This is a genomic window from Paenibacillus anaericanus, assembly GCF_003994475.1.
GTDB lineage: Bacteria > Bacillota > Bacilli > Paenibacillales > Paenibacillaceae > Fontibacillus > Fontibacillus anaericanus.
In genome coordinates, this window is the sequence record NZ_RZNY01000056.1 from 1 (window position 1) to 15,656 (window position 15,656).

The window sequence follows — 15,656 nt, forward strand, 5'->3', positions numbered from 1 at the left end:
GGGAAAAAAGGTCGTCTTTTTATTAGTCTAACTTTAGCAGTTCTGAAAAACTACAAGTTCTTCAGTGGCCTCGCCGATGGCAGGTTCTTTTTTTGGGGGCTCAAAAGGTAGGTATGAGGATCTTTGTTATTGACCGACGGAGAATTAGCCTATATTATGATATGAAGTTACTAAAATTGGATAGTATGGCGGAAGGTGGGTTTGACGCTGATGCAGATGACCATTCGTGCTGAACTGGAGAACTATCTAAAGAAGAGCGGAATAACCATTAACCAGTTTGCAGAAGTCTCTGGAGTAAATTCGGGGACGATTAGTAGTATTATTAATGGAAATCGATCTATTGCAGTGCAACAGCTTGATCGCATTACAGAAGGAATGGGGCTTGCTGAAGGTAGTTTCTATGAACTATATGTGGATGAGTGTTTCTATCAATCCGCTCCGAATTGGCGACGATTAGGTCCGCTAATATTTCGTTGTGCAGAATTGGACAAGCTGGATTGCATCAAGCAGGTGGTAGGAATGATGATGGATAATCTCTCCTATGCTCCCGTTTTATTCGAAACAGCAGAAACTTTATTTAAGCAAGACAAACATACCGCTGCGGCGATTCTCTATGGAAGTGTAGCTGAAAGCGAAAAGTACCAGCATTCTGAACGACTGGCTCTTTGCCAATATCGTTTGTTTAAAATTGCCCTGTGCGAGGATCAGGAGATAAATTTAAAGGCCGCAGTCCAATTTGAGAGTTTTGTAAATCGGCTTGATGAAGTGGATCAGCTGGATGCTTTGAAGGATTTGGCGAATTTATATGGTTCTTTACGACGAATGGATAAAGTGGAGGAAATGGCCAAAGTAATGGGGCATAAAGCAGCCATTCTATATAAATATAGATGTGAAGATAGAAGAAGGGAATTTTCTAAGGAACCTACAATGCCCTTGTTTTTATATATATCGTATTCTAACGTATTATGTACGGCTTCCTATGGTGCACGGGGAGACTATGATCAGGCTTTATATTATGCTTCTCTTTATGCGGATATGAGTTGGGTGCAGGAGGATACTGAGGAAGCGAAGCGGATAATAAGTCAATTTGAAGGATGGTCTATAGCAAATAGGTATCTTTACTTGCTTATGAAAGGGAATTTAGATGTGCTGCAGGAGTATATTGCTTACATTGAACAATTAGAAGAAGAAGAAGAACTACTTCCAGCTTTATATAAGATATTTCAAGCGGCCAATCACTATTGTTGGAATGTGGACGATATAATTCTGCGTTTTGAGAGAAATATCGAGTTTTTTAGAAGGCAACATGGAGGAATTGGAATATATAATCCACAAGTTACAAATGATCGTTATGCTCGTTTTATTATTGAGTTATCGTTATATTATTTAGCTAAAAAAGAATATGTTCTCGGCATAGAATATTTACTGGATGGTTTGGAAAAATCCTCTATAATAAATAGTGAAGCATGTCTTATCAGATGTGTTGGTTTGTTTGAACAAAACAGAAGCAAATCGTCCTTCGAAGCTTTACAGAGGTACCAAAATTTGATTAGCGAGGTGCAAAGACGAAATGATAAAAAAAATGGCTTTGTTATTGACAACGGTTAGTATAATATTTATTATCGCCTTTCCAGCAGGAACTTCTGGAATTGCCCCTGGTGATAAGTTAATCAAACCTTTTGAACATGGCATGGGTGGTTATTAATCATTTAGTAATAAATAGTAGAGCGTTCTCTGATAATCAGAGAACGTTCTTTTTTTGTACTGTATCAAGCCGAAATAGAACGTATGTGCTATAATTTATTAGTGGGAATTTACGTATACATCCAACGATAAATACTAAGCGTTCAAACAAAACGTTGACAGTGAAACTGTGGTAACATGAATACTCCCGCCACTTGCCAATGCTGTCGCTTCGGCTGAAGAGGGGGTTTCTGATGTATCATCCCATTTATTTCAGGATGCTTAACACCAGTGGAGTTGACACGTTGATGGTATGGTTACCATCCAACCCCTCTACCCCATTCGCTCCTTTGGCGGATACGTTTGGGAATACTTTTCGCATAATATTGGCTGCGCCGTTGACATCGGCATGAATCAATCCCTTTGTGTTCTTATACAGACCGCGATACATCCGTTTACCTGAGAAGGTCCATGTACCCTCTTTGCCATAACTCGGCAACGGGTCTTGATCCAGGAAACTGGCTTTCGAGGTATATGCTTCTTCGGTCAGGATAACGACAATTCCCTGTTCTCTTGCCTTATACTCGATCATCCCGATGAGCATCTGATGGGGAATATAACTGAAGGACTGATTATTTCGCCGTCCGATCCCGGGTGTTTGCTTCCATCCATCGTTATGCCCAATAACAATCGTACCGATGTTGTGCTCCACTGCCAACGTAACGATATAATGACTTACCTTGTGGAACAAGTCTTTGATCCTACGGTGGCGCTTCAGATGGAGCCGTTCTAATCGTCTGGACGTATGCGCTCCTTCGCGTGGTTTCTTACCCTGACGAAGAATGCCGGTATAGTACGCTTTCATCTTGTTGTAATACTGATTGATCGCTTTAACGATCTTGCCCTTCACAACGATCGGTTTCGCTTCGGTGGTCGTGACGATGGTTGCAAGATTGTTGACGCCAAGATCAATCGCCAGCACGTGTTCTTGTACCTTTTTCTTCTGTTCGATCGGATAAGCGAAGATCAATTCGACCACATATTGTCCATGGCTTGGGACGACACGTACTTGCTTCAGTTGTCCGTCGGTATAGCCCAGCTTGCCGATGTTCAGTTGTAGTTTGGACTTTGAAAACTTGAGAAATTTCCGTTCTTTGATCACACAATCTTGATTGGAGAAAATGGCTTCCTTCACCCTGTTCCGAGCGTAGCCTGGAATATTCGGTTTACCGTTGTACTTCTCAGGGTGCTGGCGGTAGTCCTTGATGCTGGCAAAGAAGGCATTCCAATTGTGGAACACCACTTTCATGATTCCCTGACTACTCTGCGTTGGGAGCGCCCTATAATTGACTTGATTCATCACCTTGAACAAAGCGTCCAAGAAGTTATAATGAATAAAGGGACTTTCTTGCGATGGTAGCTTGAACGGAAGGGAACGGTTCCTTTCACTTCGTCGTTCATTCATGAGGTCAATATGTGACGCCAGCGTCTCCAGAACTTGCTGTTGCAACGGCTGAAGTGGCTCATTCTTCCCAAAGGCAGTAACGATCTGCCTTATGTAAAAGTTGGTCGTGTTATACAGGATCTTGGCATCCTGGCATACTTGATCGAGGTACGAAAACAAGCGATGGCCTGGCTTAATCCATACTTGATGGGTTCTGTACATTGTATTTGAATCTGACAAAACTTCACCCCCTTCCAGTCGCGAAATACGAATGTATGTTCCATTTAAATTATACCTCTTAAGATTTAGGAAGGGAAGAATATCTTGTGGAATTATTCAGGAGGTCGCCGATTCACCTCGCCACTTATAGAAGTTGAAGTACTCTCGGAGAAAATTGATAGATTATACTTTGGTGACATTATCTGATCTTTTTTCTGTTGATATTAATGTTGAAGAACCTTGGAAATGGACCTGTTGGGGGAATAATTATTGAAGCAAATGATGCAATCTTGGCAACATGTATTTAAATTGGACCCAGATCGTGAACTTAGTGATGAGGCGCTACAAGCCATTTGTATGTCTCATACGGATGCCATAATGGTAGGTGGATCCAGCGGGGTAACCTATGAGAACACCGACCAACTACTGTCACGAGTGCGTCAATTTGATGTGCCATGTGTTTTGGAGATTTCCGATTTGGAGGCTGTAGTACCTGGTTTTGATTTGTATATGATACCTATGGTACTTAACACACAGCAAACCAACTGGATCATTGGTCATCATGTCCAGGCTGTTGAACAATACGGTTATCTTATTCCTTGGGACAAGCTAATCGTTGAAGGATACATTATTCTTAATCCAGATTGCACCGCTGCAAAAGTAACACAAGCCGTAGCCTCATTAACTACCTTCGAAGCTGCCGCATATGCACAAGTTGCCGACAAAATGTTGCAATTACCCATCGTTTATCTTGAATACAGTGGTACATTCGGCGACATGGAACTCGTATCCGACGTGCGTCGCAAGCTTGATGGTCCCCGCCTCTTTTACGGTGGCGGTATCATTGATGCTGATACAGCCCGCCTTGCCGCCGACGTATGCGACACCATAGTCGTAGGCAATGCAATATATAACAACCTTGAACAAGCATTGACCACCGTGTCTGCTGTCAAGAGAAGCTAGCGTATCCCGAAGGGACAGCGTCTCCAAGCACACACTAATCTCTGCACTTAATCTAGAGCATCCCAAAGGGACAGCGATTCCTAGCACATAGTATCAATTAGCCAACTCCTTTACTCTATAAAGTTTTTCCAACCCGGCGCCCCCCAAAAAAAGGGATAGCATTTCTCTTAGCAGGAGTACAAAAAGTAAAGCGTTCCCGTAGGGAGATAAGCGGCTCATCGTACCTTACTCCCCGGGTGCATCAATCGTAGAAGTCTTGAGCAACATGTTTACCCTGGTCACCCGGGCCCTCCAAAAGTAAGACGTGCCCGTAGGGAGAAAAGCGTGCCTCGTACCACACTTAGTGTATCCCCGCAGGGGACAGCGAGCAGGAGCGCCTCTGTTCCTCCAACGTTACCCAGGCGGGTATCCAAAGGGCAGCAGCCCTTGGGGTCCCCCTTCGGAAGGGGGATTTAGGGGGATCGTTCTCTAGTGGGGATCGAATCACATATACTGAAAGGAGCATATACCTATGCAACCTGTTAATATACAAGAGGCGATAAACGGCCTCAACCCGGAGCAGCGTAAGGCTGCCCTGGCAACGGAAGGCCCGCTGCTCATCATGGCTGGCGCGGGGAGTGGTAAGACACGCGTGCTAACGCACCGCATTGCTCACCTAATTAGTACCCGGAAAGCTCCGCCATGGGCGATTCTTGCCATTACTTTTACCAACAAAGCAGCACGCGAAATGCAGGAGCGTGTATCCCGAATTATTGGATCCGAAGGGAGAGACGTTTGGGTATCCACGTTTCACTCTATGTGCGTTCGTATTTTGCGGAAGGATATTGAGCGGATCGGCTTTACCCCGAACTTCTCTATTCTCGATTCTACGGATCAGCTTTCGGTTATTCGCGGTTGTATGAAAGATCTTAACGTCGATACGAAGAAATTTGAGCCCAAAGCAGTTCAAGCGATCATCAGTTCAGCGAAGAATGAACTTACGACGCCTCAGCAGTTTGAGCTGAAAGTTGGCGATTACTTCGAAGGCATTGCAGCCAAAGTGTACACGATGTACCAGAAAAGACTTCGTAGCAACAACTCGCTTGATTTTGATGATCTCATCATGAAGACGATTCAGCTATTCCAAGACGTTCCTGAAGTACTTGAATTCTATCAGAAGAAATTTCAATACATTCATGTCGATGAATATCAGGATACCAACCGTGCACAGTATATGCTCTGCAAGATGTTAGCCGACAAACATCACCGTATCTGCGTAGTAGGGGACAGTGATCAGTCCATTTATCGCTGGCGTGGAGCTGATATTAGCAATATTCTTAATTTTGAAGGGGATTATCCGGAAGCAACGACCATTTTACTGGAGCAGAACTATCGCTCTACTTCGACGATCCTAAATGCGGCTAACGAAGTGATTCGTCGTAATACGGGACGTAAGCCGAAGAAATTGTGGACAGACAAAGCGGAAGGCGACAAGATCAAAGTGTACCGTGCAGATTCGGAACATGCCGAAGGATACTTTGTTACTTCAGAAATCCAAAAGGATATCAAAGAAGGGAAGCTGTACAGCGAGCATGCGATTCTGTATCGTACGAATGCTCAATCCCGGGTTATAGAGGAAATTCTCATCAAATCAGATATTCCTTATCAAATTGTTGGCGGGATTAAGTTCTATGATCGTAAAGAGATCAAAGATCTATTAGCTTATTTGAAGCTTCTATCTAATCCAGATGATGATATCAGCTTGACGCGGATCATTAACGTACCGAAACGAGGCATCGGTGATACAACAGTTGCCAAACTCGCAGCCGCCGCAGCGGAGCGTGGAACGTCCATTTTCCGTGTGTTGCACACAGTTGATGATCTCGGATTCGCAGGCCGCACACGCAATATGCTGGTCGAATTTTACGATATGATTCTGGGATTACACCGCATGGTGGAGTATCTGACGGTAACCGAATTAACGGAGAAAATATTAGAGATGAGTCAATACCGTCTAGAGCTACAAAATGAAAAGACACTTGAGTCTCGTTCCAGATTAGAGAATATCGACGAGTTCCTGTCTGTAACGATGGAATTCGAGAAGAATAGTGAAGATAAATCATTGGTGTCCTTCTTGACAGATCTTGCACTGATCGCCGATATCGATAGTATGAACGATAATGAAGAAGAGAAACCTGGAGATGCGGTTGTTCTTATGACAATGCATAGTGCCAAAGGTTTGGAATTCCCAGTTGTCTTTATCGTCGGTATGGAAGAAGGAGTCTTCCCGCATAGCCGTGCATTTCTCGACAATGAGGAGCTTGAAGAGGAACGTCGATTGGCCTACGTTGGGATTACACGCGCTGAGGAAAAGTTGTTCCTCTCCTGCGCACAAATGCGTACACTATATGGACGTACAACAGCGAATGCCCCATCTCGCTTTCTTGCAGAGATTCCTGATGAATTGAAGGAAGATACGGAAATGGAACGCGATCGTTATGGTCGTGGAGCCAGTGTCGGCGGGGCGTATAGTGGACGTGGTTTTGGAAGCGGTGGGGGTGGCAACTTTGGTCAACGTTCGGCTGAAAGTCCGGCGAAGCGAACTGCCGCTCCTTCCGCTGGGCGCGTAACAATGACAACCGGTATGCCGGGGGCTCCAGCTGCTAAACCGACCGGAGCTGTTGGTGAGTATAATGCCGGAGACAAGGTATCCCATGGTAAATGGGGCATTGGTACGATCGTCTCGATTAAAGGTACGGGGAATGATATGGAACTGCAGATCGCTTTCCCTGCACCTGTGGGTGTTAAGCGTCTATTGGCTGGTTTTGCACCTATTACCAAGGTGGAAGGTTAATCCTAACAAAGTAAACGGAAGAGACCCCGGTAACGGAGGTCCCCTCCGTTTCTATACATATAAGGAGGGTTGTCCCTAGATGGATGTCAATCAGAGAATGGAACGGCTCGTCGAGCAATTAAATCAATACAACTATCATTACTATACTCTGGATCAGCCGTTGGTTAGTGACAAGGAATATGACGTTTTGTACGATGAATTGACCCTACTTGAGACGGAGACAGGGATTATTCTTCCGGATTCACCTACAGGCAGAGTTGGCGGGGATTTACTTAAAGGTTTCAAACCACATCGTCATCTATCGTCTCTTTGGAGTCTCGACAAAGCGCAGAATGAGGAACACCTCTTGAGCTGGAACAATCGGGTTCTGAAATTGATTGCGGACTACAATGGCAAAAATCCAGATACCCCACTACCCGCTCCCACCTATGTCGTTGAACTGAAGTTTGATGGACTGACATTGAATTTGACCTATAGTGATGGACAGTTGGTACAAGCGGCGACTCGGGGGAATGGTGTCGTAGGTGAAGGGATTCTTGCTCAAGTGAAGACAATCAGATCTGTCCCATTAAGCATTCCGTACCGCGAGGGAACGATTGAAGTGCAGGGCGAAGGGATTATGAATTTATCCGTCCTAGCGAAGTACAATGAGACGGCTACTGAACCGCTCAAGAATGCCCGGAATGCGGCGGCAGGAGCTCTACGCAATTTGAATCCGCGGACAACAGCAGAACGTAAACTCAACGCCTTTTTCTATAACGTAGGTTATTCCGATGATATTTCGTTCGCGGATCACCGTGAAATGATGGAGTTTCTAAAAGATAACCGATTTAAAGTAAATCCATATGTGTCTTATTTTGATAGTTTTGATGAGGTTATGCAGGAACTGCATTCTATTTCGGAAAGCAGGGCATCACTCGATTATCTGATCGACGGAGCTGTTATCAAGATTACAGATATGCGTACGCGTGAAGCACTTGGTTATACGGATAAGTTTCCTCGTTGGGCTGTAGCATACAAGTTTGAAGCAGAAGAGACAACCACCGTGCTAGAGTCGGTCACTTGGAATGTGGGACGTACCGGCAAAATAACCCCACTCGCCAAAGTCGAAGCCGTTGAGCTAGCAGGCGTTACCGTTCAAAATTGTACTTTGAATAATGCTGGCGATATCGAACGTAAAAACTTAAAGTTTGCGCTCGGTTCCCGCGTCTTCATTCGTCGGTCTAACGACGTCATACCAGAAATACTTGGTAAGGTGACGGATGAACAGGATGGCGAGGAAATTATCGTTCCGGAAAATTGCCCTTCTTGTGGGTTTCCGTTGGAGCAGCGCGGAGCGCATCTGTTCTGCAACAACCGTCTTGAGTGCAAACCCCAGACTGTGGCCCGGATTACACATTTTGCCTCACGGGATGCAATGGATATCGAGACGTTCAGCGATAAGACAGCCGAACAGCTATATGATGAAGTGAATGTCCGTGAACCAGCGGATCTATATACGCTGACTTATGATGACCTGATCGGGCTAGAGCGATTCGGTGAGAAGAAGGCGAACAACTTACTTGACGCCATTCAGCAGAGCAAAGGACGAGATTTGGCATCTTTCTTGTTCGCTCTCGGCATTCCTAATACGGGTAAATCGACAACTAAAGTGCTCGCTGAACATTTCCGTGATCTAAGTGCAGTCATGTCGGCGACTGTAGAAGAACTAACCGTTCTACCGGACATCGGTGGCATTGTCGCTGAGAGTATCGTGTCCTTCTTCGCAGATCCGTTCATGGTAGCTAGTATCCAGAAAATGCTTGATCTTGGTGTAGAAGCTAAAGCCCCAGAGAAGCCAAAGGCGCCGGTAACAGATTCCTTCTTCTCGGGTAAGACAGTTGTTCTAACCGGGTCATTACAGATGCTTAGTCGTGAAGAGGCGACGGAGCGTTTAGAAGCATTAGGCGCTAAGGTCACAGGTAGCGTATCGAAGAAGACGGACCTTGTGATTGCCGGTGAGAAAGCGGGTAGTAAACTTGCAAAGGCGCGAGAACTTGGTATTCCGGTGATGGAGAATGAAGAAGAGTGGATTAAATTGCTTGATGGAGAAAATATATAAAAAATTAAGTTTCCTCATATGACTAAACTGAAGTTCCCTAACTTTCTGGAAAATGAAAAAATTCTTAAAGAATAGCTGGCATGGGTAATTAACCTTGCCAGCTTTATTAGTTTCAAACTAGTAAGTTAGTATGTAATACTCCTTTATAACTCGGTGTAAAGATATAATTACGGAGTGTTACCGTTTGAATAATAATTGTTGTATCAAGGTTTAAGTATTATTATTTAATGAACTATTTGGTTGTTGTGTCTTTTTTGTGGATTTATTTTAAATAATAGTATTTTTTTGAAATTCGGACATTGATTTTAAAAACTAGGAGTTGTACTATTAAATTGTAAATATAATACATTTAAGGAGATGGTATATTTGAAGAAAATTTTTACTATGTTATTTTCATCGGTGTTATTGTTAACAGTTATGGTTACTGGGGTGTCAGCGTCTGAAAGTAAAAGTAATATTTCTACTAATGTAACAACTCGTGATGCACAACGAATACCAATGTCAGTTAATCGTACTTGGGAAGGGCAACTTCCAGCAGGGACGGGGTTCTACTATTACGTTGGTCTTGGTGGTAGTGTTACTGTGACGTCTAGTGGGTATGCGAAGGCAGTAGGATTTGGTATTACGACAGTGATCGTAGAATATGCTGGTACAGTTGTGCTTATTTATGATATAAATGTTAACTCCATATAGTATTAAAGCTATTTCATAATAGTTATTTATAATAGGCAATTTTGGAGTAGGATTAATAAGTACAGCATAAGGCGGTCATTCCTCGATATGTAATCGAGAATTGATCGTCATTTTTTTAGGAGTTATATCTATCAGTGATCAATTTACTAGTTTTTTGCTAGACATAGAATTTTCTTTACTTTTTCAGATTCAGCTTATCGAAAGGGTATTTCAGAATGTTTTTTTGTGGTCTGTTGGTAGAATGAAACTTTAAACCTAATAAAGAAGCGTTGAAAGGGAATCTACGATTAAAATCGTAAATTTATTTGAGTAATTGTTTCTACTCGCAGTATTGGAATTAATCGCTACATAAAAGGTATGATACAGCATTTAATGATTTTATTGAAAAGGAACCACCGTATATTTTTTGGCTCGACACCAGTAAATGAAAAACCTCCGATTCTGGGAGGGATGAAACTGAATTCGTTGATTGCACGTGAATACAATACGGAGAGAATTTATCTTGAATTAGTAGATTTGTTAAATGAAAGGGACCTGCAAGCTTAAGGAATGGCTCTTTCATTTAACATGATCCATTATAGTGCTGATTCGTTTAAAAAATATGGCGTTGAGCTTCCTTTCGATGGGATGACCTAGAATGTAGAATGTTTTATTTGTAAATTGCTGTAACTATTATGTTGTAGTAACGTTACTATATTAGGAGAATGATTTAAAAAAATAATTGGGGGTTAAGATGAGGATGAAATTCGTACATAAGGCGGCTCTTTTTGCTATGAGTTGTCTGTTGGTAGTGGGTTGTAGCGCAGGATCAGGGAAAGAAACCGTTAAAGAAACATCTAGTCTTAAAGTTATGTTTTATAGTGAAGATTGGTTTTATCAACAATATGGTGACTTGTTCGCTATGAAACATCCTGAGGTTGAAATTGAAGTGGTCAGCCAGCAATCGATTTATAATGGTCAGAATACCGACTATGTTCAGGCCTTTAAGGATCTTGTGGAAAAGGAACAGCCGGATATATTAATGCTCGACAACAGCAATTACGGAACCTTTGCTTCCGATGGAAAACTAATGGAATTGGATACATTGATTGCGCGTGATAAATATCCTACAGAGACGATTTACCCCGGTTTGATGGATCTATTAAAGGAGGAGGGTGGGGGTAAGTTGTACGGCCTATCACCTTCTTTTAGCGGAACCGCTATTTTCTATAATGCAGATTTGTTTAACAAATATGGAGTTGAACTTCCGCATGATGGGATGACTTGGCAGGAAATTATGGATACCGCTCGCCGTTTCCCAACGGATGGTGATGAGAAGACTCGGGTATACGGATACGGTATGGAGTGGTCCATGTCAGTAAGTAATATGGCTGACTCTATTGCTAGTACTGAAGGTTTGAGATATATCAATCCAGACACGATGAAAATAACCCTTAATACGGATTCATGGAAGAAAGTGTACCAACTAGCTATAGATGCGTTGGATTCTAGTGCGATTTACGTACCCAAAGATGGTGGGTTTGGCGGTGGGACAATGGAAGAGTATTACGAAAGCCAATTGTTCGTTATGGGACGTATGGCTATGACAATAGGCCGCCCATATAACCTGCAAAATATCAAACAAGCTCGTGAATCGCTGAAAGACTATAAATCGTTTGAGCTTGGAATGGCAGCTGGTCCGGTTAATCCAGCAGAACCAGATACGACTAGAGATGTTTCTTTTAATTCAATTTTTGCGATCCGGGCGAACTCACCCAATGCGGACGCTGCATGGGAATTTATGAAGTTTATTAACGGTGATGAATATGCCAAGATTAAGTCAAGAAGCATGAATAATGAGCTTATGTCGCGTATGGGATATAGTAAGGAATATGATGGACACAATCTAGAGACATTCTATAAGTTGAAGCCTTCAGCAAGCAATAGCTACTCAGGAATGGAGAAGATCCCTTCCGAATTTTACGGACAGTATCAGCCGATCGTGGATAGAGAGTTGGCTTTAGTTAAGGATAAGACGAAATCTATAAGTGAAGCGCTAGCGACTATTGAGGCTGAAGGTCAAGTGGTGCTCGATAAAGCAGTAAAGGACGCAGAAGCCAAGAAGAATAACCCTGCCGAGGATAAAGATAGTGGTGAGGTAGGAGCAGATACAGGGGAAGTCAGTTCTGGAACCGTAACAATAACAAATTAGAAGTCTATTATACAAAAAGAAGGTTAACTCTCTTATATTTATGGAGGGTTAACCTTTTTGTTTTCCATCATGTTTACTATGGGAATAAGTAGAGTAGACCAATTGTAAATTGCTGTAACTTTTATGCTGTATATACGTTCCTTTATTAAATTAGGGAGAAAAATGATACGGAGGTTAAGATGAGGATAAAATTCGTACATAAGGCGGCTATTTTTGCTATGAGTTGCCTACTAGTGGTGGGTTGTAGTGCAGGACCAGGGAGAGAAACGGTTAAAGAAAAGTCTAGTCTTAAAGTAATGTTCTATAGTGAAGATTGGTTTTATCAACAGTATGGTGACTTGTTCGCTATGAAACATCCTGAAATTGAAATTGAAGTGGTCAGTCAGCAATCGATTTATAGTGCTGCGAACACCGATTATGTTCAGGCTTTTAAGGATCTTGTAGAAAAGGAACAGCCTGACATATTAATGCTCAATACTAGTAACTATGAGACTTTCGCTTCTGACGGAAAATTGATGGAATTGGATACAGTGATTGCTCGTGATAAATATCCTACAGAGACCATTTACCCCGGTTTGATGGATTTGTTGAAAGAGAAGGGCGGAGGCAAGTTATACGGTCTGTCACCTACTTTTAGCGGAACCGCTATTTTTTATAATGCAGATTTGTTTAACAAATATGGAGTTGAGCTTCCGCATGATGGGATGACTTGGCAGGAAATTATGGATACCGCTCGCCGTTTCCCAACGGATGGTGATGAGAAGACTCGGGTATACGGATACGGTATGGAGTGGTCCATGTCATTAAGTAATATGGCTGACTCCATTGCCAGTACTGAAGGTTTGNTTAAGTAATATGGCTGACTCCATTGCCAGTACTGAAGGTTTGAGATCGATCAATCCAGACACGATGAAAGTCACGCTCAATACGGATTCGTGGAAGAAGGCATATCAACTAGCCATCGATGCATTGGATTCTAATGCGATATACATGCCCAAAGATGGTGGGTTTAGAGGTGGGTCCATGGAAGAGTACTACCAAAGCCAATTGTTCGTTATGGGACGTATGGCTATGACAATAGGCCGCCCAGATAACCTTCAAATTTTAAAACAAGCTCGTGAATCGATGAAAGACTATAAATCGTTTGAGCTTGGAATGGTAGCAGGTCCAGTGAATCCGGCAGAACCCGACACGACCCGGGATGTATACTTTGGCCAAATTTTTGGGATCCGAGCGAACTCACCCAATGCAGATGCTGCATGGGAATTAATGAAGTTTATTAACGGTGATGAATATGCCAAGATTAAGTCAAGAAGCATGAATAATGAGCTTATGTCGCGCATGGGTTACAGTAAGGAATACGATGGTCACAACCTTGATGTGTTCTATAAGCTGAAGCCTTCACCAAGCAATAGCTATTCAGGGATGGAGAAGATTCCTTCCGAGTTTTACGGACAGTATCAGCCGATCGTGGATAGAGAGTTGGCTTTAGTTAAGGATAAGACAAAATCTATAGGTGATGCGCTAGCGACTATTGAGGCTGAAGGACAAGTGGTGCTCGATAAAGCAGTAAAGGACGCAGAAGCTAAGAAGAATAACCCTGCAGAGGATAAAGATAGTGGTGAGGTAGGAGCAGACACAGGGGAAGCCAGTTCTGGAACGGTAACAATAACAAACTAGAAGTTCTATTATACAAAAAAGAAGGTTATCTCTCTTATAGTTGTGAGGGTTAACCTTCTTTTTATTGTAATATTCCTAAATAATCCTTTACTGGTACACAGTGTAACTATATTTTTGAGTTGTTCGTTCTTTTTTTAGAATGAAATAAAGGACGTGCTAATAATGAAAGTTAAATTCATACATAAAGTACTTTTGTTTGTTATGGGGTATCTCTTAATAGTTGGTTGTACAAATGTAGAGCAAGTAAAGGAGAAAACCTCGAAGATTAAGATTATGTATAACTGGAGTGAAAGCTCTTTTTATATGCAGTATGGAGATATGTTTGCCATGAAGTATCCGAACATCGAAGTTGAGGTTGTTAGTTCGCAAGAGTTGCGTTTAAACACGGGGACCGAGGATTACTATACAGCAATGAACAAGTTTATTGAGAAAGAACAACCAGATGTGCTTATTCTAGACAATTCATCATATGAAGGACTTGCGTCTAGAGGGATGCTTCTTGAAATCGATCCTCTTATTCAACGCGATAATTATGATACTCAGGGGATATATTCTGCTGTACTGGATATTTTGAAGGAAAAAGGTACGGGTAAGCTTTACGGTCTTAGCCCTAATTTCGAGACTTCTGCAGTGTATTATAACGTAGATCTATTTAATAAATACGGTATCGAGCTTCCACATGACGGGATGAGTTGGCAAGAAATCATGGATTTAGCTAGACTCTTTCCAACAGATGGTGGAGAGGAGAACCGTATATATGGTTTCAGTATAGGGAATTCGCCTCTATCCGTTTCTCATCTTGCTGCATTCATATTCGCTGAAACTCAAGGTTTAAAACCGCTGAATAAGAGTGCCATGAAAGTTACGATGGATACTAAACCGTGGAAACATCTGTTTCAAATCGCTTTAGATGCTAAAAAGTCAGGTGCTCTTTACGAACCCTCGGTCGGCTCATTAGGTGGATCTATCGTGAGCAGTCCATTTTTTATGGGGCGTGTAGCGATAACAACGGGCGGACCGTATCTACTGCAACAAATGAAGGAAGCTCAAAAAACAGTTGAAAACTTGAATCCATTTCAAATGGGGATTGTCGCGGGACCCGTAGATCCAAAGGAACGAGAAATGACCCGAGATGTTTCATTACGTGAAATAACTTCAATATCTGTGAGTTCTACTAATTCTGATGCTGCGTGGGAGTTTGTTAAATATATCAATGGAGAGGAATTCGCCAAGGCTAAAGCCAGACTAGTAAATGGAACACTATTGTCGCGAACGGGCTTTGTTAAAGAAATTAACGGTGTGAGTTTGGATGCATTCTATAAGTTGAAACCCATACTATCTGATGTTTCAGGTTCGGGGGGGATCCCAACTAGTCTCTATGAGATTATGGATAGGGAGATTAATTTAGTTGAAGAGAACAAGAAGTCATTGGATGAAGCTATTAAGTCAATTCAAAAGGAAGGTCAAGTTGCATTGGACAAAGAGGTTAAGGAAGCTGAACTAAATAAAGATGGCGTGGAGTAACTAATAAAAAAGCCTATCGGAGTATCTCTGTAAAAAAAGTTGAAAAAAGTAGTTGCAATGTGGTTGCACGCATGGTATATTATTTCTTGTCGCTTCGGACGGCAGCTAGTCAACTGGCTAGCAGGCTTAAAAAAAGAAGTTGACACAGAACGAAGCATCTGGTATTATCAATAACTGTTCGACAAAAACTAATATCAAATAGTTCATGTCGAAAGATAGTAAGCAAGTTCTTTGAAAACTGAACAAATGAAACACGTCAATGTTTTTAAAAGATTCATTTATGAATCGTCAGTTTCAAAATGAGCAATATCAGCTTTTCCAACTT

Annotated in this window: 10 protein-coding genes; 9 read left to right on the plus strand and 1 reads right to left on the minus strand. The window is 42.2% G+C overall.

Going from position 1 to position 15,656, the window contains the following annotated elements; genetic code table 11:
* Positions 1-210: 210 nt before the first annotated feature.
* The gene (locus EJP82_RS26970; RefSeq protein WP_127195174.1) at positions 211-1,608 is read left to right on the plus strand and encodes a helix-turn-helix domain-containing protein; all 1,398 of its coding nucleotides are present in this window, start codon (positions 211-213) and stop codon (positions 1,606-1,608) included.
* A 343-nt stretch (positions 1,609-1,951) separates the two neighbouring features.
* Here EJP82_RS26970 and EJP82_RS26975 read toward each other — a convergent pair whose 3' ends face one another.
* Positions 1,952-3,349, minus strand: coding sequence for an RNA-guided endonuclease InsQ/TnpB family protein (locus EJP82_RS26975; RefSeq protein ID WP_127195183.1), 1,398 nt, complete (start codon positions 3,347-3,349; stop codon positions 1,952-1,954).
* 267 nt (positions 3,350-3,616) lie between these two features.
* On the opposite strand from EJP82_RS26975, the gene pcrB reads away from it, so the two are divergent.
* From pcrB to EJP82_RS27015, 8 genes are all read left to right on the plus strand, one after another.
* Positions 3,617-4,309, plus strand: coding sequence for a heptaprenylglyceryl phosphate synthase (gene pcrB, locus EJP82_RS26980; protein ID WP_127195175.1), 693 nt, complete (start codon positions 3,617-3,619; stop codon positions 4,307-4,309).
* 511 nt (positions 4,310-4,820) lie between these two features.
* Positions 4,821-7,142: a DNA helicase PcrA gene (gene pcrA / locus EJP82_RS26985; protein ID WP_127195176.1), complete on the plus strand. Its 2,322-nt coding sequence runs from the start codon at positions 4,821-4,823 to the stop codon at positions 7,140-7,142.
* 79 nt (positions 7,143-7,221) lie between these two features.
* On the plus strand, positions 7,222-9,243 hold the full coding sequence (gene ligA / locus EJP82_RS26990) for an NAD-dependent DNA ligase LigA (RefSeq protein ID WP_127195177.1): 2,022 nt from the start codon (positions 7,222-7,224) through the stop codon (positions 9,241-9,243).
* A gap of 366 nt (positions 9,244-9,609) precedes the next feature.
* Positions 9,610-9,936 carry a hypothetical protein gene (locus EJP82_RS26995; protein WP_127195178.1) on the plus strand — a complete coding sequence of 109 codons (327 nt, stop codon included), beginning with the start codon at positions 9,610-9,612 and terminating at the stop codon, positions 9,934-9,936.
* 739 nt (positions 9,937-10,675) lie between these two features.
* On the plus strand, positions 10,676-12,127 hold the full coding sequence (locus tag EJP82_RS27000; RefSeq protein WP_246054452.1) for an ABC transporter substrate-binding protein: 1,452 nt from the start codon (positions 10,676-10,678) through the stop codon (positions 12,125-12,127).
* Between the two features lie 347 nt (positions 12,128-12,474).
* Entirely contained in the window at positions 12,475-12,981 is a 507-nt protein-coding gene (locus tag EJP82_RS27005) for an ABC transporter substrate-binding protein (protein WP_425464373.1), read from the plus strand.
* 1 nt (position 12,982) lies between these two features.
* Positions 12,983-13,807, plus strand: coding sequence for a type 2 periplasmic-binding domain-containing protein (locus tag EJP82_RS27010; protein ID WP_127195181.1), 825 nt, complete (start codon positions 12,983-12,985; stop codon positions 13,805-13,807).
* A gap of 162 nt (positions 13,808-13,969) precedes the next feature.
* Positions 13,970-15,331 (plus strand): ABC transporter substrate-binding protein, encoded by a 1,362-nt coding sequence (locus EJP82_RS27015; protein ID WP_127195182.1) that lies wholly within the window; start codon positions 13,970-13,972, stop codon positions 15,329-15,331.
* Positions 15,332-15,656 lie beyond the last annotated feature (325 nt).

What these genes read in the sequence shown, in the direction of transcription:
- pcrA (WP_127195176.1), top strand. Translation starts at nt 4,821, where the DNA reads ATGCAACCTGTTAATATACAAGAGGCGATAAACGGCCTCAACCCGGAG.
- EJP82_RS26970 (WP_127195174.1), top strand. Translation starts at nt 211, where the DNA reads ATGCAGATGACCATTCGTGCTGAACTGGAGAACTATCTAAAGAAGAGC.
- EJP82_RS27015 (WP_127195182.1), top strand. Translation starts at nt 13,970, where the DNA reads ATGAAAGTTAAATTCATACATAAAGTACTTTTGTTTGTTATGGGGTAT.
- ligA (WP_127195177.1), top strand. Translation starts at nt 7,222, where the DNA reads ATGGATGTCAATCAGAGAATGGAACGGCTCGTCGAGCAATTAAATCAA.
- EJP82_RS27000 (WP_246054452.1), top strand. Translation starts at nt 10,676, where the DNA reads ATGAAATTCGTACATAAGGCGGCTCTTTTTGCTATGAGTTGTCTGTTG.
- EJP82_RS27010 (WP_127195181.1), top strand. Translation starts at nt 12,983, where the DNA reads ATGGCTGACTCCATTGCCAGTACTGAAGGTTTGAGATCGATCAATCCA.
- EJP82_RS26975 (WP_127195183.1), bottom strand. Translation starts at nt 3,349, where the DNA reads ATGTACAGAACCCATCAAGTATGGATTAAGCCAGGCCATCGCTTGTTT.